Source organism: Rothia kristinae (assembly GCF_016028855.1).
Classification (GTDB): Bacteria; Actinomycetota; Actinomycetes; order Actinomycetales; family Micrococcaceae; genus Rothia; species Rothia kristinae.
The window spans coordinates 739,864-759,536 of the sequence record NZ_CP065738.1; the positions used below are offsets into that span (position 1 = coordinate 739,864).

A 19,673-nucleotide genomic window follows, 5' to 3' on the forward strand; every position below is an offset into this window, starting at 1 on the left:
CATCGGAAGAGGAAGCACCATGAACACCACCGTGAACGTCGAGGGCATGACCTGCCAGCACTGCGTGGCCTCCGTGACCGAGGAGCTGCGGGAGATCCCCGCGGTCACCGACGTGAGCGTGCACCTGAACAGCGGCGGCACCTCCCCCGTGACCATCACCCACACCGGGGACCTGGACGCGCAGGCCGTGGAGGCCGCCGTGTCCGAGGCCGGCTACCGGGTGGTCGAGCACCGGTGAGCCAGCGCGTCGTCGACCTCGATATCCAGGGGATGACCTGCGCCTCGTGCGTCGGCCGGGTGGAGCGCAAGCTCGGGAAGATCGACGGGGTGCACGCCAGCGTCAACCTCCCGCTGGAATCCGCGCAGGTCACCGTGCCGGAGGGCGTCACGGATGAGCAGATCCTGCAGACCGTGCGCGACGCCGGGTACACCCCGTCCCTGAAGCGCCCCCCGCAGGAGGACGACGACGCCGCGCAGCGCGCCGAACCGGGCACCGCCGCCCTGCGCCGCCGGGTGTGGGTCAGCCTGCCCCTGGCCGCGGTCGTCTTCGCGATCTCCATGATCCCCGGCCTGCAGTTCCCGCACTGGGGCTGGGTCGCGGCCGTGCTGTCCCTGCCCGTGGTCACCTGGGGGGCCTGGCCCTTCCACCGGGGTGCCGCCGTGAACGCCCGGCACGGCTCCTCGACCATGGACACCCTGGTCTCCCTCGGGGTCGCCGCCGCCTACCTGTTCTCCCTGGGCCACCTGCTGGCCGACCCGGGGATGACGGCGCACGCGCACCTGGGTCACGCCGTGTCCATGGCGGATCACCAGCTGTACTTCGAATCCGCGGGCGTCATCACGGTCTTCCTGCTGCTGGGCCGGTGGCTGGAGGCCCGCGCGCAGGACCGCTCCGGGCAGGCGCTGCGCAAGCTGCTGGACCTGGGCGCCAAGGACGTGGAGGTCCTGGACGAGGACGGCGTCGGGCACCGCGTGCCCGTCTCGCGGCTGGCCGCGGGCCAGCGCTTCATCGTGCGGCCCGGGGAGAAGGTGGCCGCGGACGGCGTCGTCGTCGAGGGCCACTCCGCGGTGGATGAGTCCATGCTCACCGGGGAATCCGTGCCCATGGAGGTCTCGGAGGGAGACCGCGTCACCGGCGCGACCCTGAACACCGGGGGCCGGCTGATCGTGCGCGCCGAGCGCGTGGGCGAGGACACCACCCTGGCGCAGATGGGGCGCCTGGTCTCCCAGGCGCAGTCCACCAAGGCCCCGGTGGCCCGGCTGGCGGACCGGATCTCCGCGGTGTTCGTGCCCGTGGTGCTGGGCATCGCGGTGCTGACCTTCCTGCTGTGGCTGCTGATCGGCGGGGCGGCCGACGGCGGGCTGAACGCGGCCTTCGTCGCGGCGGTCTCCGTGCTGGTCATCGCCTGCCCGTGCGCCCTGGGTCTGGCCACCCCGACCGCCCTGCTCACCGGCACCGGGCGCGGCGCCCAGCTGGGCATCCTCATCAAGTCCGCGCAGGTCCTGGAGGACACCCGCGGGGTGGACGCTGTGGTCCTGGACAAGACCGGCACCGTGACCCGCGGGCAGCTGTCCCTGGAGGAGGTGCGCCGGCCGGAGACGACGGCGCACTCCGCCGGGGGCGAGGCGCCCGCGGCATCGCAGACCGGCGAGGGCCGGGGTGCCCCGGGCACCGCCGAGGAGCTGCTGCTGCTGGCGGGAGCCGTGGAGGAGGCCTCCGAGCACCCCATCGCCCGGGCCGTCGCCGCCGGCGCCCGCGAGCGCACCGGGAAGCAGCTGCCCGCGGTGCGGGAGTTCGCCAGTGCGGCCGGCGGCGGGGTCTCCGGTCTGGTGCGCCTGGCCGAGGACGACGAGGAGCACCGGGTGGCCGTGGGCCAGCCGTCCTGGCTCGCCGCCGAGGGCATCGAGGTGCCCGCCGCCCACCGGGAGACGCTGACCGCCGCTCAGGGCGAGGGGCGCATCGGCGTCGTCGCCGCGGTGGACGGGATGAGCGTCGGACTGCTGCTGCTGCGCGACGAACCCAAGGAGGACGCCGCCTCCGCCCTGGCCCAGCTGCGCGAGATGGGCCTGCGCCCGGTGCTGCTCACGGGCGATGCCGAACCGGTGGCCCGGGCGATCGCCGAGCAGGTGGGCATCGCCGCCGAGGACGTCATCGCCGGGGTCTCCCCGGAGCAGAAGGTGCGTGCCGTCGAGCGGCTGCAGGGCGAGGGCCGGGTGGTCGCGATGGTCGGGGACGGGGTGAACGACGCCGCGGCCCTGGCCCGGGCGGACCTCGGGGTGGCGATGGGCGCGGGCACGGATGTGGCCCTGGAGGCCGCGGACCTGACCCTGATGCGCAACGAGCTGGCGGCGGTGCCGCAGGCCATCCGACTGTCACGGGCGACCCTGCGCATCATCCGCTCCAACCTGTTCTGGGCGTTCTGCTACAACGTCATCGCGATCCCGGTGGCGGCCCTGGGGCTGCTCAACCCGATGATCGCGGGTGCTGCGATGGCGTTCTCCTCAGTGTTCGTGGTGCTGAACTCCCTGCGCCTGACCCGCTTCGACCGGTAGGCGTTCCCCTTCTACCTCGCGAGACGGCGCATCCGTTCCCGGTTTTCGCTTTCCCGGGAACGGATGCGCCGTCTCGCGTCAGGGGTGGGAACGGATGCGCCGGGTCGCGATGGGAAGGTGTGCGTCCTCGCTGGTCCTCGTGTGGCGCGGGACCCATCTTCCGTCCCGTCCGGTCCTACACTGGCCCCATGCCGACACCACAGGGAACCCTCGACTGGACCGCACTGACCGACGATCCCGACGCCGTCGCCCCGGCCGTGGCCGACGCCGTGCGCGCCGGCGCCGTGCCGACGGCTCGCCTCGCGCGCATCGACCCCGAGCTGTCCGACACCGCCGCCTTCTGCGAGGCCTACGACGTCGATGTGCAGGCCACCGCCAACTGCGTGGTCGTGCAGGGCAGGCGCGGCGAGCGGGTCACCACCGCGGCGGTGCTCGTGCTGGCCGCGGATCGGGCCGACATCAACACCACCGTGCGCAAGCACCTGGACGCCCGGAAGGTCTCCTTCGCGGATCAGGAGGAGACGGAGCGGCGCACGGGCATGACCTCCGGCGGCATCACCCCGGTGGGGCTGCCTGCGGACTGGCCGGTGCTGATCGACCGGGCCGTGGCCGACGCCGAGGCCGTGGTGATCGGGGCGGGTCGACGCGAGGCGAAGCTGCTGGTCAGCGGCGCGGAGCTGGCCGCGCTGACGGGCGCCGAGGTGCTGGACCTCGTGCGCCGCTGATCCCGACGCCGCGGGCCCCCGGCCTCAGTTGTGGGTCTCGGGGTGGGCGCGCTGGCCCCAGGTCGGCCCGTCGTCTTCGGGGGACTCCTTCGTGGCGGCATCGTCACGCTCGCGGGCGCCCGCCGCGGCGTCGCCGGTGCCCGAGCCCGCCTGCTCCCGCTCGCGGCGCTCCCGCTCCTCCTTGCGCGCCTTGGCCGCGGCGTACAGGTCCGCGGAGCGGCGGTTGATGCCGGTGCCCTGGCCCAGCTCCTCGTCGTTGGGCCGCTCGACCATGATCAGGGTCGCGCACACCACCAGGGTCACCACGAACACGCCGCCGGCCGCGGACAGGGCCAGCTTGATCTCCGGCTGGTTGTTGGTCCCGCCCGTGGCGAACACGAAGACGCCCACGAACGCGATGATCGCGAGGATGGCCGCGAGGATCAGCGGGGCCTTGATGTCGGCCTTGAGTCCGCGCTTGGGGCGCTGTGCCACGAAGATGCTCCTCCTGGGGGTGTGGTGAGGTCCGTCTGCCAGTCTACGGCCCGCCCGGGTCGCCCGCCCGGTTCACAGAGTCGCCGCGCGTCCCGTGCCGCTGCAGCACCCGGGCGTCGTGGCGGAAGGTCAGGGCCGCGATGAGGTGGAAGACCCCCACGATCATCGCCGCCCCGCCCACGATGCCGAACAGCGCCTTGGAGCCCATCTCCCCGAACAGGAACAGCCCGGCCGCCGCGAGCACCGCGACCAGCCCGGCGATGGTCCAGTCCCGGCCCATCGCGGAGGTCTGGCTGGTGCGCAGTCCGAGGATCAGCTCCGTCAGCCCGGCGATGCCGTAGACCAGGCCCACGATCAGCACCAGCTGGCCCAGCTGCCCCGCGAAGAGGAGGGCCACCGCGCCGCCGAGGGCGTAGAGCACCGCGAAGGACTGGATGGCCGAGCGCTCCGGGCCCTCGGCCAGCGGTGCGGCGAGGCTGCGGTGCAGCCACAGCAGCACGGCCCCGTGGGCGATCATGAACAGCCCCACCGCCCAGGTGACCGCGGACAGCCCCGGGTCCCCCCAGGACCAGTAGTTGGAGGGCTGCCAGAACACGGTGAGCAGTCCGAAGGCCAGGCACAGCAGGGCGCGGGCGAGCACGGGCCGGTGCAGGGCGCGCAGCTCCTCGAGGGTCGCGCTGGCTTCGGTGACGGGCATGGGGGCGGACGGCCTTTCGCTGGGCGGGCTGGGGCGGGCGACGTCGCCCACCAGCTTATCGTGCGCGCCGCGGGCCCAGCCGGGCTCTTCTCAGCCGGCGGGCAGCTCCCGGCCCAGTGCCGCGCGCAGCCGCCGCAGGGCCTCCTCCAGGCGCGGCTCGCTCAGCCCGCCGAAGCCGACGACGAGCCCGGCCCGCGCCCCGGGTCGGCTCCAGTACCCCGTCAGCCCGGCGACCCCCACCTCCTGCCGCGCGGCGGCGTCGACGAGGCGGCGCTCCCCCGCGGTGCCCTGCCCGTCGGGCAGCTCCACGACGGTGTGCAGCCCGCCGTCCATGGGCAGCACCCGCACCCCCGGCGGCAGCCGATCCGGGGCGAGGACCCGGGCCAGCAGGTCGCGGCGTCGCCGGTACTCCCGGCGCATCCGGGCGGTGTGCCGACGCAGCCCGCCCTCGGCGAGGAAGCCCGTCATCGCGTCCTGCACGATCCCGGAGACCGGGGCGCCGGCGTCGCGCTTGTGGGCCAGCAGCCGCCGGCGCAGCTGGGGCGGCATGAGCAGGAACCCCAGGCCCAGGCCCGGGGTGAGGGTCTTGGCGAAGGAGCCGAGGGTCGCGACCCGGTCCCCGGCGCCGTAGCGGGCGGTGTCCATCGCGGCCAGGGCCGGCAGCGGGTCCCCGACGTAGCGCAGCTCGGAGTCGTAGTCGTCCTCCACCAGCAGGGCCTCGTGCTCGACGGCCCACGCCAGCAGCTCCGCGCGCCGGGCGGCAGGCATCGACGCGCCCAGCGGGTACTGGTGGGAGGGGGTCACCAGCACGACGTCGGGCCGGGCGGGGCCCTTCTCCAGGTGGGCGGGGTCCAGGCCCTGGGCATCCAGGGGCACGGGGACCACCCGGTGCCCGAGCGCGGCGGGCACCCGGTGCAGAGAGGGGTAGCCCGGGTCTTCGACGGCGACGGTCAGGGCCCGCCCGAGCCGCTGGGCCAGGACGGTCAGCAGCAGCCGAAGCCCGTCCCGGGCACCCCCGGTGACCAGCAGATCCTCGGGGTCGGCGGGCACCGAGCGGCCGATGCGCAGGTGCTCGGCCAGCTCCCGACGCAGCGCCGCCGAGCCCTGGGGTGGGTGACCGAGGCTCGGCTGGGCGGCGGCCGCCCGCCACGCGGCCCGCCAGGCCGTGGTGGTCAGGGCCGAGACATCCGGGGTGCCGGGCCGCAGGTCATACCGGAGGGCGGAGGCGGCTTCGGTGCGCGCCTCGGGGGCGGTGGTGGCTTCGGCGGCGGGGCCGGTTTCGGCATGGACGCCCGGCCCACCGGCGGCATTCTCCCCGGGGTCGGCAGCGACCGCGGTACCTGGCCCAGCGGCGGCGGCCACCCCGGAAGCGGCAGGCACGCTGCGGCGCGGGGTGTCCGGCGTCGTGCCTCGGGGGCGCGGCGGCAGGGCCGGCAGCTCGGGGGTGATGCGGGTGCCGCCCCGATCCGCGATGAGGAAGCCCTCGCCGGTGAGCTGGTCGTAGGCGGTGGTGACGCTGCCGCGGGAGATGCTCAGGCGGGCCGCGAGCGCCCGGGTGGAGGGCAGGGCGTCGCCGGGGCGCAGGGTCCCGACGGCCACGAGCTCGCGGATCTGCTCGACCAGCTGGGTCGGCAGCGGCCCGCCCCCGCGGCGGATCCGCACGGGCAGCTCGGCGTCGGTGCGGTGGCGGGACATGGCACCCCAGTGTAGGCGCGACCCCGCCCCCACCGGCCCCGCCGCGCCGCTCCTCCGCGCCGCTCTGGTGCGTTTGGGAGCGGTTTCGGTGTTCGGGAGCCACGAGAACGCCCCCAAACACCGAAACGGCTCCCAAACGCGACGGCGGGACGCGGGGCCGGCACCTGTGGACCAAAAACCTGGGCGGATTCTGGACCTGTCGTCGGTCCAGCGCCGCGCGCCAGGATGGTGGGCATGACTGAGCAGCACAGCGCCCCGGAGAACACCGCCCCCACCACCAGCACCGAGCATCAGGGGGCCCGCACCGGGTCACCCCTGGTCAAGCGCGGCCTGGCGGACATGCTCAAGGGCGGGGTGATCATGGACGTGGTCACCGCGGACCAGGCGCGCATCGCCGAGGACGCCGGCGCCGTCGCCGTCATGGCCCTGGAGCGGGTGCCCGCGGACATCCGCGCGCAGGGCGGGGTGGCGCGCATGTCCGACCCGGACCTCATCGAACAGATCATCGACGCCGTGGACATCCCGGTCATGGCGAAGGCGAGGATCGGGCACTTCGTGGAGGCGCAGGTGCTCCAGGAGCTGAAGGTGGACTACATCGACGAGTCGGAGGTCCTCTCCCCCGCGGACTACGTCAACCACATCGACAAGCAGGGCTTCACGGTGCCCTTCGTGTGCGGGGCCACCAACCTGGGGGAGGCGCTGCGGCGCATCGCGGAGGGCGCGGCGATGATCCGCTCCAAGGGTGAAGCCGGCACCGGGGACGTCTCCGAGGCCACCAAGCACATCCGCACGATCCGCGGCCAGATCGCCGAGCTGCAGGCGCTGTACGCCGCCACCCCGGAGGCGCTGTACGTGAAGGCCAAGGAGCTGGCCGCCCCGTACGACATCGTCCTGGAGGTGGCTCGCACCGGGAAGCTGCCGGTGGTCCTGTTCACCGCGGGCGGGGTCGCAACCCCGGCGGATGCGGCGATGATGATGCAGCTGGGCGCGGACGGCGTGTTCGTGGGCTCGGGCATCTTCAAGTCCGGAGATCCGGCCCGACGGGCCGCCGCGATCGTGAAGGCCACCGCCTTCTACGACGACGCCGCGGCGATCGCCCAGGCCTCCCGCGGCCTGGGCGAGGCGATGGTCGGCATCAACGTCGCGGACCTGCCCGCCCCGCACCGCCTGGCCGAGCGCGGCTGGTGAGCCAGCCGAACACCGCACCCCGGGCCGTCGGGGTGCTGGCCCTGCAGGGCGGGGTCGCCGAGCACCTGCGGATGCTGGAGTCCCTCGGGGCCGACGCGCGGAAGGTACGCCACCCGGCGGATCTGGAGGGACTGGACGCGCTGGTGCTGCCCGGCGGGGAGTCCTCGACGATCGACCGGCTCACCCGCACCTTCGGGCTGCGCGAACCGCTGATCGACTTCGCCCGCGCCGGGCACCCCGTGCTGGGCACCTGCGCGGGGCTGATCCTGCTGGCCCGGACCATCCGCGACCCGGCACCCGGCCAGCGCAGCCTCGGCCTGCTGGATGCCGCCGTGGCCCGCAACGCCTTCGGTCCCCAGACCTCCTCCGCCGAGGCCCTGCTGACCTGGGGCGGGAGCGCGAGACCGGAGGGCACCGTGCGGGCGGCGTTCATCCGGGCCCCGGAGGTCGTGGAGCACGGGCCCGACGTCGAGGTGCTCGCCCGCTTCGAGGGGCGGGTCGTCGCGGTGCGGCAGGGCCGGGTCCTCGGGATCTCCTTCCACCCGGAGCTGACCGGGGACACCACGGTGCACCGGGAGCTGCTGGGCCTCATCCCCGACTGAGCCCATCCGCCGCAGGCTATGAGCGTCATCTCCCGGGAGCCTCCCGGATCCCCCGGCCGACTGAAACTAGCATGGATCATGCCAGTTCATTCGCACCGCACGGATCGAGGCACCGACGATGACGTCCCCGCAGACCGCCGAGAAGACCCGCTCCTCCTGGGTCGCCCCCGTAAGCTTCGGCCTCGCCGTGCTCGCGCTCGTCGTCATCCTGATCCTGCCCACCCCGGAGGGCCTGAGCGTCGCGGGCCACCGGGCCCTGGCCGTCCTGGCCTTCGCGGTGATCCTGTGGGTCACCGAGGCCGTGACCTACCCGGTCAGCGCCCTGCTGATCATCGGGCTGCTGGCCGTGCTGCTGGGCACCGCCCCGGACCCCGAGGATCCGGGGCAGCTGCTGGGCACCAAGGGCGGGCTCACCGCGGCCCTCGGCGGCTTCTCCTCCTCGGCGGTCGCGCTGGTCGCCGCCGCCCTGGCCCTGGCCGCGGCCATGCAGGCCACCGGGCTGCATCGGCGCCTGGCCCTGCACGTACTGCGGGTGGCCGGGGAGAAGACCAGCCACCTGGTGGCCGGGGCCATCGCCATCTCCGTGGTGCTGGCGTTCTTCGTCCCCTCGGCGACGGCGCGGGCCGGCGCCGTCGTGCCGATCCTGCTGGGCATGGTGGCCGCCTTCGGGCTGCCGAAGGACTCCAAGCTCGCCGCGCTGCTGGTGATCACCGCGGCGCAGGCGGTGTCCGTGTGGAACGTGGGGATCAAGACGGCGGCCGCGCAGAACATGGTGGCGATCGGGTTCATCGAGAAGCAGCTGGACACCACCGTCTCCTGGCCGCAGTGGTTCCTGTGGGCGGCACCCTGGTCCGCGGTGATGTCCGTGCTGCTGTTCTTCATCATGCGCCGGGCGATCCGTCCGGAGGTGGACCGGATCAACGGCGGCCGGGAGGTCGTGCACCGGGAGCTGGGCGAGCTGGGGCCGATGACGGGTGCGGAGAAGCGCCTGGTGGGGATCTCGGTGCTGCTGCTCCTGCTGTGGGCCACCGAGGGCACCGTGCACTCCCTGGACTCCTCCACGGTCACGGTCATCGCGGTGGCGCTGATGCTGCTGCCGAAGGTCGGGGTGTACGACTGGAAGACCGTGGAGCACCTGGTCAACTGGGGGACGCTGGTGGTCTTCGCCGTCGGGATCTCCCTGGGCAGCGTGCTGCTGAGCACCGGGGCGGCGTCCTGGCTGTCCGAGAAGACGTTCTCCGCGATGGGTCTGGCGCAGCTGCCGCTGCTGGCGACGATCGCGCTGGTCTCCGCGTTCACCATCCTCATCCACCTGGGCTTCGCCTCGGCGACGTCGCTGTCCAGCGCGCTGATCCCGGTGTTCATCGCCCTGGCGCAGAGCCTGCCGGGCCTGCCGGATCAGGGGATCGGCTTCGTGGTGATCCAGCAGTTCGTGATCTGCTTCGGCTTCCTGCTGCCGGTCTCCGCGCCGCAGAACATGCTGGCCTACGGCACGGGGGCGTTCACCACCCGCCAGTTCCTGAAGACCGGCATCCCGCTGACGGTGGCCGGGTACCTGCTGGTGCTGCTGTTCTCCGCGACCTACTGGAAGTGGCTCGGCCTGGTCTGAGCCCACGGGGGGCCGACGCCGGCCCCGTCCTGATACCGGCCGGCCCCGACGCCGACTCCGCTCAGAAGCGGCCCGAGGCCCCGCCGCCGGTGAATCCTGCGCCGCCGCCGAAGGAGGTCGTGGATCCGGCGGCCCCGGTGGACCCGTCCCCACCGGCGGCCGGCGGAGTGGTCCCGGAGCCCGAGTACAGGCTCGGGGCCGCCATGTACAGGGGCAGCCAGGATCCGAAGGTCGGGGTGTAGTGGGTGTACTCGGTGGGGTCGTCGATGCTCTCCGGCTCCCGGCCCTCCCGCCGGGCCTGCTCGCGACGCCGGTCGATCTCCTCCTGCCAGGACGGCACCTTCCGGTGGTGGAAGCGGTACTTCCGGTAGTCCCGGCGGACCTCCGGGGTGACCTCCTGTCCGGGGTGCTCGGCCAGGTACCGGTCGATCTCCCGGTCCGCGATCCGCCGCCAGCGCCGCACCTCCCACCAGATCCACCCCAGGAGGCCGAGCAGGGCGAGGCCGACGAGGCTGAGGATGACGGTCGCGACGATCACACCCAGCCGGTGCCCCTCCCGGCCCTCGGCCACGGCTGCCGGGGTGCGCCCCTCGGCCTGGTCGTACACGGCCTCCACGGTCTCCCGCACGCCCCGCACGTACTCATCGTCCTTCAGGGCGGGTTCGGTCACCTCGTCCAGGATCGCGGCCGCGGCGTCGTCGTCCAGGCGCTGGCGGACGCCGTCGGCGACCTCCAGCCGGGTGCGCCGCTCGCCCATGTCGATGGCCAGCAGCACCCCGTTGTCCGCCCCGGCGTCCCCCACGCCCCAGGTGCCGGCGACCTCGCGGGTCCAGCGCTCCCAGTCCTGCGGGGCGCGGTTCACGGTGATCACGGCGACACGGGCGGCATCGGATTCCCGGTTGCGATCGGCGATGACCCGATTCACCTGGGCCATCCCGTCCTCGTCGAGGATCCCGGCCTCATCCAGCACGGCCCCGCTCTCCGGGCGCGCGGGCACCCCGCGCTCCGCCTCCCCGCCGGACCCGGAGGAGGAGCCGCACGCGGTGAGCAGCAGCAGGAGGACGACGGCGGCGAGCGCGGCCCAGCGGACGGGCAGCCGGGCGGCACGGGCCGGGCGAGCGATGAGCGTGACCATGGGGGCGGACTCCTCCGTGGCGAGGTGGCGAGCGTCTGCGCCCATCCTATGCACCGCGGCCTCACCGGCGCCCCGCCCGGGGAGGGCCTACTCGAACAGGCGCTGCCCGACCATCGTGTCCCCCTCGGCCACCCCCGGGGGCACCGCGAACAGGGCGGAGCCCACGTGCTGCAGGTACTCGGTCAGCGCATCCTTCTCCGTCATCTTCCGCAGGATCGGGAAGAATCCGGCGCGGGGGTCCCGGGCGAAGGCGATGAAGAACAGGCCCGCATCCAGCCGCCCCAGGGAGTCGTTGCCGTCCGTGTAGTTGTACCCCCGGCGCAGCATCCGGTGACCGCCGTTGTTCTCCGGGGCGACGACGGCCACGTGCGCGTCCTTCGGGATGGCCAGCTCCCCGTCCTTCCGGGCGGACAGATCCAGGGCGTCGAACTCGTGCTCCGCGCTGGGATCGGCCACGGACAGCGGGGCGCCGTAGCGCTTATCCCGCCCGATGACCTGCTCCTGCTCGGACAGGCGCACCCGGTCCCAGACCTCCAGGTACATGTGGATCTTGCGGGCGGCCAGGTAGCTGCCGCCGACCATCCACCCCGCCGCGGCGTCGTCGCCGTCCTGGACCCACACCTCCTTCTCCAGCACGTCATCGCCGTCCTGGGATTTGATGTTGGCGGTGCCGTCCTTGAAGCCGAAGAGGTTGCGCGGGGTCTCCTGATCCGCGGAGGTGGAGGAGGTGCGGCCGTAGCCGATCTGCCCCCACCGCAGCACCGCGGTGCCGAAGGCCATCCGGGTCAGGTTCCGGATCGCGTGCACACAGACCTGGGGGTCGTTGGAGCAGGCCTGGACGACGAGGTCCCCGTCGCTGGAGGCCGCGCGCAGGTTCTCGTCGGCGAACCGGGGCACGCCGTCAGCCAGGACGCCGGGCATCTTGGCCTTCAGCCCGAAGCGGTCCTTCCCGTCGGCGTCCTGGAACAGGCTGCGACCGAAGCCGAAGGTGATGCTCAGCCCCGCCGGCGGATACCCCCATGCCTCACCCGTGTCCGCGGGCGGCTTGTTGGGGTTGGCGTCCGGCTCCCCGCCCACCAGCTCCCCGGCGCACATCTGCTCCGCGGCCACGGTCCAGCGGGCCAGCAGGTCCTTCAGCTCCGCGACGTCGGTGGTGCTGACATCGTAGGCGGCGATGTACATGTTGTCCTGCGCAGGGGTGGTGATGCCCTGCTGATGCTGGCCGCGGAACGGGTAGGTCAGCTGCGTGGGGGCTTCCCGGGCCGCCTGCTCCCGACCCAGGTGGTGCCCGAGGGCGCCCCCGCCGAAGCCGGCGATGCCCAGGGCCCCGGCGATCCCCGCCCCGGCCACCAGCCGACGCCGGGTGAACCCGCGGGTGCGCCCGCCGGTCGCCGCGGCGTCGTCCCCCGCAGCAGGGTCCCCGGCGGCGGGATCCCCGGCGGATCCGGACGAAGCGGCGGCCGCCCCGGCGTCGGGATCCGCCCAGGGGGCGGACGATGCGGGGGTACCGGTGCGGTGCTCCTGCGGTTCCTCGGTGCGGCGGTTCGTGGTCGATCCCTCCTCGGGGTGCGATCGGTGGGGTGCGGGACGGTGCGGTGCGCGGCGCCGGGCGCCCGAGGGGCAGCGCCGACGCCGGGCACCGGTGGCCGGGCCGGGGACTACTAGTGCAGGACGGTGCCGGCGACCTGGGACAGCGGCTCGCTCAGGGCGTTGACGGCGTCGGAGAACTCCCGCTGGACCTTCGTGTAGTCCTTATCCGAGGGGGCCTCCCCGGCATCCTTCTGCACCGCGGCGATCTGGTCATACGGCTTGTAGGTGGCCTGCCCATCCACCTCGCCGTCCTTCTGCGCGTCGATCAGCCCGTCGACCTTCTCGAAGCTCTCGGTGATCTTCCGGTCCAGGTCCGCGTCCTGCTTCTTCACCAGGTCCTGCACGTTGCCGTAGGCGACCTTCGCGCCCTCCACGTTGGCCTTGAAGTCGTACATGTCCGTGTGGGAGAAGGTCTCCTCCTCCCCCACGATCTTGGACTTGGCGACCTCCTCCATCAGGGAGGAGGCGCCGTCGACGACGTCGGAGAGCTTCAGCTGGAACTTGCCGCTGGCCCCGTCCACCTTCCCGTAGACGAGGTCGTAGAGCTTCTGGGTGTCCTCATCCAGCTGGTCGGCGGCCTTCTTCCGGTCCGCCGCGGAGGCGAACGTGAAGGGCGAGCCGTCCTCGGTGAACAGGTCCGCCTCGATCCGGTGCCACCCGGTCCAGTCCTTGAGCACCTCGGGGTCGGTGACCTTCTTGTCCGCGTCTGCGGCGAGGTCCTGCACGCGGGCGTCCATCGCGGTGTCCAGGTCCCCGGCCTCCTTGATGCCGAAGGACTCCGCGGTGGGCTCGATCCGCTCGTAGTGCTGGCGGGCCAGCGGGTACAGCTGCTTGGCGCGCTCGGTGTCCCCGGAGGTGTAGGCCTGCGTGAACTCCTGGGTGGCGGTCAGCAGCTGACCGACCTGGTCCTTGGTGTAGCTGGTGTAGTTGGCGATGGCCTTGTCCTCGGCGGCCTTCGTGTCGTCGCCGATCTCCACCTTCTCGCCCTGGGTCACCGTGAACTGGCTCAGCCCCACGAAGTCCCCGACCATGTTGGGCTTGCACGCAGTGTAGTAGGTGCCCTGCTCCAGGGCGGTGGTGAGCTGGGCGGTGGTGCCGGGGCCGACGTTCTCCTGCTCGGACTCGATCTGCAGCTTGTTCTCCGCCAGGACCTCCAGCTCATTGGGCTTGGTGCCCTGGTTGGTGATCTCGAACTTCACCTTCCCGGACTTCACCTCGGCGGGCTCCACCTGGCAGGTGTCGTCCGTGATGGTGACCTTGACGGTCTGGGTGTCCCCGGAGCCCCCGCCGGCGCTGGAGTCCGAGGAGGCGGAGTTCTGGGGGTTGTCGGTGCAGCCGGCCATCGTGACGGCCAGCAGCACGGCGGCGGCGGCGCTCAGGGGGCGGGTGATTCTCATGGGTTCCTCCGGGATTCGACGGGACGGACGGATTCGACGGGGTGGGCCGCGGGCCGCGGGGCGCTGCCGCGGACCTGGCGCAGGAAGAAGAACAGCACGGGGACCAGGTACAGCCACCAGCCGATGACCTGCAGGACCGTGGGCTGCAGGTTCACCTGGAACATGGCCTGCAGCAGCACGTAGAGCCAGAACAGCGGGGAGGAGTTCTCCGGCAGCCAGGTGCTGAGGTCCCAGGCGTGGTGGAAGACCCCGGGCAGCACCCCGGCCTCCTGCAGGTCGCCGATCCCGTAGGAGACGATGCCGGCGACCACGAAGATCAGGAACAACCCGGTCCAGGAGAAGAAGCGGTGCATGTTGATCCGGCGGGTGCTACGGAAGACCACCCAGCCCAGGATCACGGCCAGCACCAGCCCGGTGATCACCCCGGCGGTGGTCAGGAAGGCGTTCTGCTCGATCGAGGAGCGCACCGTGGCCCAGATGAACAAGGCGGTCTCCACGCCCTCGCGGCCCACCGCCAGCACGGCGATCCAGACGACGCCCCAGCCTTTGGCGTCCTTGGCGAGGGAACCCGCCATCGAGCTCTCCAGCTCGTGCTTCATGGCGCGGGCGTTGCGGCCCATCCAGAAGATCATGGTGGTGACCAGGGCCGCGGCCACCAGGGACAGCCCGCCGCCGATGATCTCCTGGGCCTGGAAGGTCAGGGTCTTGGGGCCCCAGGTGAGCAGGGCGCCCACCCCCAGCGGCAGCAGCACGGCCAGGCCGATGCCCGCCCACAGCTTGGGCAGCACGTCCCGGCGCCCGGCCTTGACCAGGTAGGCCACCAGGATGCCGACGACGAGGCTGGCCTCGAAGCCCTCGCGCAGGGCGATGAGCAGATTGGCGATGAACATGGACGCGACGATCCTCGGGGGAAGAGCGGATGTGAACTCGCTCGCCGCGTCTCCGCGGGGCACGCCGATGGACGGCGGCACGACGTCGGGGGCCCAGGCGGGCGGACTCAGTATAGCCTTACCTCGCCCTTGGCCGCCCCTGCTCACCGCACCGTTACACACAACGGGAGATGCGTGACATTCCGGGGTGCTGCACGCCCAGGAATGTCACGCATCTCCAGTTCTGCGGGAGGGAAGAGGGAGGCTGGTCAGGTGCGGATCCAGACGTCGCGGCGGGCGCGCAGACCCAGGGTCAGCCCGCGCAGACCCATGAACAGCCCGGCATATGCCGCCCAGAGCCACACGAATCCAGCGGGATCCGGCCCCGCACCGGTGCCGCTCGGACCGGAGGCCCACCCCACCGCCAGCAGCCCGGGCAGGTACCCGAGCAGCGCGATCAGCGAGGCCACGGCCAGATACCGGACATCCTCCGCGCCGATCAGCACGCCGTCGAGGATGAACACGTAGGCCGCCAGCGGCTGACCCGCCGCGACCACCAGCATCGCCAGCAGGAACAGCCCCCGCACCTGCGGGTCCTGCGTGAACGCCGGGCCCAGCGCCCACCCGATCAGCGGGCACAGCAGCCCGGTCACCACCCCGAAGCCCAGGGACCAGCGGATCAGCCGGTCCATCAGGTGCCTCACCTGCGCTCGGTCCTCGGCCCGTCGCACGTCCCGGGCGCCCATCTCCTTGCCGAGCATGGCCTGCGCGGCGATCGCCAGGGCGTCCAGACCGAAGGCCAGGAAGCTGAACACGGACATCGTCAGCTGATACGCGGCGAGATTGGTCTCCCCCTGGCGGGTCGCGACCACCACCGTCGCGAGGATCGCGATCCGCATGCACAGGGTGCGCAGCATCAGCCAGGACCCCACGGACAGGATCGCCCCGAGGCGCCGCGGCGTCGTCGTCAGCGCCACGCCGTGCCGGCGGGCCCCGCCCACGATCATCACCAGGTACACCGCGGCCATGCCCCACTGCACCAGGGAGGTGCCCAGCGCGGAGCCGGCGATGCCCATCCCCAGCGGGTAGACCAGCACCCAGTTGATCCCGACGTTCGCCGCGGCCCCCACCGCCGCGACGTACAGTGGGGTCCGGGTGTCCTGCAGGCCCCGCAGGATGCCCAGGGCCGCCAGGACCACGAGCATCGCGGGCAGGCCGGGCATGGACCAGCGCAGGTAGGCCACCGCGTGCTCCAGGGTGGGCCCGTGCGCGCCCACCGCGGCCAGCAGCGGCCGGGCGAAGCTCCAGCCCAGCACGGCCAGCACGACGCCGAGCCCGGCCGCCGTCCACAGCCCGTCCCCGCCCTTGCGGTAGGCCCCCGCCAGGTCCCCGCGCCCGTAGGCCCGGGCCACCGCGGGGGTCGTGGAATAGGAGAGAAAAACCATCAGCCCGACGACGGTGGTGACCACCTGGGAGGCCGCGGCCAGGCCCGCCAGCTGCGGGGTGCCCAGGTGCCCGACGATGGAGGTGTCCGCGAGCACGAACAGCGGCTCGGCGATCAGCGCGCCGAAGGCCGGCACCGCCAGGGCGAGGATCTGGCGGTTCAGGGAACGGGGGTCCGCGGCCACAGACCCGGCCGGGGCGCTCGAGGCGGCGTCTGCGGCAGGGGCGGCGTCGGGCTGCTGCGGGGACTGGCGGGAGGTCACCGGATCAGTCTAGGAGCCGAGCGACACCCGGGCTGGCTCGGACTGCCCGGCGTCGGGAGAGATCAGAAGCTGCCGCTGGCCCCGCCGCCGGAGAACCCGCCGCCCCCGCCGAAGGAGGAGCCGCCGCCGGAGGAGGAACCCGCGGAGGACCCGTACGCGGGGGTCCAGGAGGATCCCCAGGCCGGACGGCCCGAACCGCTGTAGAGCCGGGGCACCTGCTGGTACAGGGCCAGCCAGGCGGGGAAGGTCGCGACCCAGATGGTCCGCACGGTGGGATCGACGGAATCCTGATCCCCCGGCCTCGGCATGTCGATGTAGTACGTGCGGTATCCCAGGTAGGCCTGGCGCGTGGTGCGCGAGACCCGCACCCCCGGGTGCTCCCGCTCGAAGCGGTCCATCTCCGCCATCGCGGTCTGGCCGCCGTCCGGGGTGCGGCGGGCCGGGTTGCGGTACCGGCGCGTGAGCACGACGATCGGCCAGATCAGGATCGCCGCGAGCATCCCGCCGGTGCCGAAGGCCATCACGCCGACCACGACGGAGGCGGCGGTGCTGCGGGGGTACGGGATCGGCGAGCCGTCGGCCCGGCGGTAGATCTGCTGGATCGTGGAGGACAGGGCCTGCCGGTAGCGCTCCTCCTTCAGGCCGGGTCCCAGGACGTCGTCCAGCAGCTCCTCGGCCGCCCGATCCGGGAGGATCTCGCGGGCACCGTCGGCCACCTCGATGCGCGTCTTGCGCCGGTCCATGTCCACGGCGATCAGCACGCCGTTGTCCCTGCCGGCATCACCCACGGCCCAGCGGGTGGCCAGCTCCCGAGTCCACTGCTCCCAGTCGCCGCTGGACTTCTCCACGATGGCGACGGCGACCCGCACCCGGTCCGTGGTGCGGTTGCCGTCTTCGATGAGCCGGTTCAACTCCCGCAGGTCCGCTGCGGAGAGCACGTTCGGCTGGTCCAGCACGTTGCCGCCGGGCGGCCGCTGGGGCAGATCACCGGGCTCCCCGCCGCAGCCGCCCAGGGCCAGGATCAGCGCGGCCAGCAGCAGGGCGATGAGGGCCCTGAGTCTCATACCCATCTCCACCGCCCCTTCCCGGTCATCCGACGGTGCCCCACGATCCACAGGATGGGCCCGAGGATCAGCAGGAGCAGGGCGGGCAGGAGCAGCACGGCCGCCGTCTCACCGAAGACCCCGGGGGCGATGCCGTGGTCCGCGGTCCACATCCGGTGCGGCCCGGCCGCCGTCGCCTTCTTGCCGTCCGGGCAGGAGACCCGGTACGTCCCGGCCTCACCGGTGCGCACCGTCGCGACGGGACGCAGCAGGGCCTCCCCGTCCCACCCGGTGCTGGCGGTGTCCAGGGGCAGCGGGCGCACCCGGCCGTCCCCGCCCGCCTCCACCGCCTCCACGGTGCACTTCTGCGGATACGGTCCGGACATCCATTCGGCCCGGTAGATGCTGATCTCGGCATCCGCGGGCAGGGTGATCTCGCGGGACCCTGAGAAGCTCTGCCCGCCGGGGATCCCCGCCGAGGGGGTGAGCATCGCCAGCCCGATCGCGGTGAGGATCATGGCCCCGCCCAGCACGGTGAGGTTCCGGCCCGTCTTCTGCCGGCCCTCCCCGGGGCGGCGTCGACGTCGCGCGGAGCCGACCCCGCACAGCACCGCCCTCAGCGGCAGGCCGAGGAAGGCCCCCAGGAGGACGGCGACGTCCGCGTCGTTCTCACCCATCACCGCGGTGTTCTGCCGGTGCTGATCCGGGATCTGCTGGGGATCGGCCAGCAGCATGGGGTGCCCGGCCTCGCAGGAGAGCCGATACTCCCCGGCCGCGCTCACCCGGAAGGTGAGCACCGGCACCCAGAGGACTTCGTCCTGCACCACGGCGCTGTCCAGGTCCAGGTCCTGGCGCAGCACCGCTCCGGTTCCGCCCTGCGGGGTCACGGTGCAGGCGTCCTCCAGCAGCAGCACCTTGCTGTAGATGTCGTAGGTATGCCCGGACTCCAGCCGGTAGGTCTGCGCGGAGCGGAACTGGGCCGTGGCGCTGCTGGGCGTCTCCCACGGCATCCGGCCCACCAGCGTGCCGGCGACGACGCCGAGCACGGACAGCGCCAGGACGAACAGCCCCACGGGCACGTGCCAGGAGGACCTCCACCGGGGCGAGGCGCGGACCGGGCGCGAGCGCGCCTGGCGGCCCGCGAGCCGGCGGTCTTCGGTCTGCGCGGACGGGTCCGGCGGGTTCCGCGGTCCTGGTCGTATCCGCCGGAAGCGGGATCGGGTCGGGCGGAGGGACCCGGGCGGTCCTAGGCTGGAGGATATGAGCGGACACCATGCTGAGATCAAGGTCCCCGGCGGCAAGCTCGTCGTCGCGGACGTGACCACCGACGCCGAGCGCATCACGGCCGCGACCATCTCCGGGGACTTCTTCCTGGAGCCGGAGGAGGCCTTCGAGAGTCTGGCCCCCGCCCTGGTCGGCGCCTCCGTGCACGAGGACGGCGCGGCCCTGACCGCGCGGCTGGATGCGGCGCTGGCGCCCTTCGGGCAGGAGCTGCACCTGCACGGCTTCTCCACCGCCGACGTCGCCCTCACGGTGCGCCGGGCGGTGACCGAGGCGCAGGACTTCTCCGACTTCTCCTGGGAGATCCTGCGCCCGGGGACCCTGCCGACGGCGCTGAACGTGGGGCCCTGGATCAGCACCTGCTGGAGCAGGTGCAGGCCGGGCGGCGCGGGCCGACGCTGAGGTTCTGGGACTGGGAGGACAAGGCGACCGTGATCGGCTCCTACCAGTCCTACGCCAACGAGCTGCACCCGGAAGGGGTGGCCGAGCACGGGATCGACGTCGTGCGCCGGATCTCCGGGGGCGGGGCGATGTTCATGGAGGGCGGCAACTGCGTCACCTACTCGCTGTACGCCCCGGATTCCCTGGTGGCGGGGCTCAGCTACGAGCAGTCCTACGCGTTCCTGGACCAGTGGGTGCTGCAGGCCCTCGGGGAGCTGGGGGTGCAGGCCTGGTACAAGCCGATCAACGACATCACCTCCACCGGCGGGAAGATCGGCGGGGCCGCCCAGAAGCGGGTGCCGGGCGCGATCCTGCACCACGTGACCATGTCCTACGACATCGACGCGGACAAGATGATGGAGGTGCTGCGGATCGGGCAGGCGAAGATCTCCGACAAGGGCATCCGCAGCGCCAAGAAGCGGGTGGACCCGCTGCGCCGGCAGACCGGGGAGTCCCGGGAGGGCATCATCGCGGCGATGACGCGGGTGTTCCGCGCCCGCACGGGTGCGACCGACGGCGCGCTGAGCGAGGAGGAGCTCGATGCCGGACGCCGCCTGGTGGAGGAGAAGTTCGGCACCGAGGAGTGGACCCACCGGGTCCCCTGAGGTGGTGCCGGTATGAGCTGGCCGCCCCCGGGCCAGCTCGTCGAGTGGTCGGTTCTGGCAGGG

At 72.8% G+C, this 19,673-nt stretch carries 15 protein-coding genes and 2 pseudogenes; 7 read left to right on the plus strand and 10 right to left on the minus strand.

The genetic code is table 11. The annotated features are described in order from the left end of the window. Positions 1 to 19: 19 nt before the first annotated feature. The 3 genes from I6G21_RS03305 to I6G21_RS03315 all read left to right on the plus strand — a co-directional run bounded on the left by I6G21_RS03305 (position 20) and on the right by I6G21_RS03315 (position 3,278). A complete protein-coding gene (locus tag I6G21_RS03305; RefSeq protein ID WP_058730338.1) occupies positions 20 to 238 on the plus strand; it encodes a heavy-metal-associated domain-containing protein in 219 nt (72 codons plus the stop codon). Beyond that, the gene (locus tag I6G21_RS03310; protein WP_269148353.1) at positions 235 to 2,553 is read left to right on the plus strand and encodes a heavy metal translocating P-type ATPase; all 2,319 of its coding nucleotides are present in this window, start codon (positions 235 to 237) and stop codon (positions 2,551 to 2,553) included. The genes I6G21_RS03305 and I6G21_RS03310 overlap by 4 nt, the downstream gene beginning before the upstream one ends. Positions 2,554 to 2,741: 188 nt before the next feature. Further along, a complete protein-coding gene (locus I6G21_RS03315) occupies positions 2,742 to 3,278 on the plus strand; it encodes a YbaK/EbsC family protein (RefSeq protein ID WP_058730340.1) in 537 nt (178 codons plus the stop codon). Positions 3,279 to 3,302: 24 nt separating this feature from the next. Here I6G21_RS03315 and I6G21_RS03320 read toward each other — a convergent pair whose 3' ends face one another. The 3 genes from I6G21_RS03320 to pdxR form a co-directional block, all read right to left on the minus strand. Then, complete coding sequence (locus I6G21_RS03320; protein ID WP_058730341.1) at positions 3,303 to 3,752, minus strand: hypothetical protein; 450 nt, start codon at positions 3,750 to 3,752, stop codon at positions 3,303 to 3,305. 43 nt (positions 3,753 to 3,795) lie between these two features. Further along, on the minus strand, positions 3,796 to 4,449 hold the full coding sequence (locus tag I6G21_RS03325) for a hypothetical protein (RefSeq protein ID WP_193554011.1): 654 nt from the start codon (positions 4,447 to 4,449) through the stop codon (positions 3,796 to 3,798). Positions 4,450 to 4,539: 90 nt separating this feature from the next. Further along, positions 4,540 to 6,144 (minus strand): MocR-like pyridoxine biosynthesis transcription factor PdxR, encoded by a 1,605-nt coding sequence (gene pdxR, locus I6G21_RS03330; RefSeq protein ID WP_129358000.1) that lies wholly within the window; start codon positions 6,142 to 6,144, stop codon positions 4,540 to 4,542. A 234-nt stretch (positions 6,145 to 6,378) separates the two neighbouring features. Between pdxR and pdxS the strand changes: the two genes are divergently transcribed. The 3 genes from pdxS (at position 6,379) to I6G21_RS03345 (ending at position 9,543) form a co-directional block, all read left to right on the plus strand. Then, positions 6,379 to 7,332, plus strand: a complete 954-nt coding sequence (pdxS, locus tag I6G21_RS03335; RefSeq protein ID WP_081046336.1) for a pyridoxal 5'-phosphate synthase lyase subunit PdxS — start codon at positions 6,379 to 6,381, stop codon at positions 7,330 to 7,332. Further along, complete coding sequence (gene pdxT, locus I6G21_RS03340; protein WP_058731045.1) at positions 7,329 to 7,934, plus strand: pyridoxal 5'-phosphate synthase glutaminase subunit PdxT; 606 nt, start codon at positions 7,329 to 7,331, stop codon at positions 7,932 to 7,934. The genes pdxS and pdxT overlap by 4 nt, the downstream gene beginning before the upstream one ends. Before the next feature lie 118 nt (positions 7,935 to 8,052). Then, the gene (locus I6G21_RS03345) at positions 8,053 to 9,543 is read left to right on the plus strand and encodes a DASS family sodium-coupled anion symporter (RefSeq protein ID WP_129358001.1); all 1,491 of its coding nucleotides are present in this window, start codon (positions 8,053 to 8,055) and stop codon (positions 9,541 to 9,543) included. A 61-nt stretch (positions 9,544 to 9,604) separates the two neighbouring features. On the opposite strand, the gene I6G21_RS03350 is transcribed toward I6G21_RS03345, so the two are convergent. The 7 genes and pseudogenes from I6G21_RS03350 to I6G21_RS03380 form a co-directional block, all read right to left on the minus strand. Next, positions 9,605 to 10,678, minus strand: coding sequence for a TPM domain-containing protein (locus I6G21_RS03350; protein WP_058731043.1), 1,074 nt, complete (start codon positions 10,676 to 10,678; stop codon positions 9,605 to 9,607). 87 nt (positions 10,679 to 10,765) lie between these two features. Beyond that, positions 10,766 to 12,040, minus strand: a pseudogene (gene efeB / locus I6G21_RS03355) (iron uptake transporter deferrochelatase/peroxidase subunit); the annotation flags it as partial. Between the two features lie 299 nt (positions 12,041 to 12,339). After that, positions 12,340 to 13,665: an iron uptake system protein EfeO gene (efeO, locus tag I6G21_RS03360; RefSeq protein WP_100463394.1), complete on the minus strand. Its 1,326-nt coding sequence runs from the start codon at positions 13,663 to 13,665 to the stop codon at positions 12,340 to 12,342. Further along, positions 13,662 to 14,555: an iron uptake transporter permease EfeU gene (efeU, locus tag I6G21_RS03365; protein ID WP_100463396.1), complete on the minus strand. Its 894-nt coding sequence runs from the start codon at positions 14,553 to 14,555 to the stop codon at positions 13,662 to 13,664. The genes efeO and efeU overlap by 4 nt, the downstream gene beginning before the upstream one ends. A 248-nt stretch (positions 14,556 to 14,803) precedes the next feature. After that, on the minus strand, positions 14,804 to 16,162 hold the full coding sequence (locus I6G21_RS03370; protein ID WP_232238594.1) for an MATE family efflux transporter: 1,359 nt from the start codon (positions 16,160 to 16,162) through the stop codon (positions 14,804 to 14,806). Positions 16,163 to 16,302: 140 nt separating this feature from the next. Beyond that, on the minus strand, positions 16,303 to 17,304 hold the full coding sequence (locus tag I6G21_RS03375; RefSeq protein WP_165870003.1) for a TPM domain-containing protein: 1,002 nt from the start codon (positions 17,302 to 17,304) through the stop codon (positions 16,303 to 16,305). Beyond that, entirely contained in the window at positions 17,301 to 18,362 is a 1,062-nt protein-coding gene (locus tag I6G21_RS03380) for a hypothetical protein (RefSeq protein WP_129358004.1), read from the minus strand. The genes I6G21_RS03375 and I6G21_RS03380 overlap by 4 nt, the downstream gene beginning before the upstream one ends. Before the next feature lie 181 nt (positions 18,363 to 18,543). Here I6G21_RS03380 and I6G21_RS10885 point away from each other — a divergent pair. Further along, a pseudogene (locus tag I6G21_RS10885) lies at positions 18,544 to 19,610 on the plus strand (lipoate--protein ligase family protein). Positions 19,611 to 19,673 lie beyond the last annotated feature (63 nt).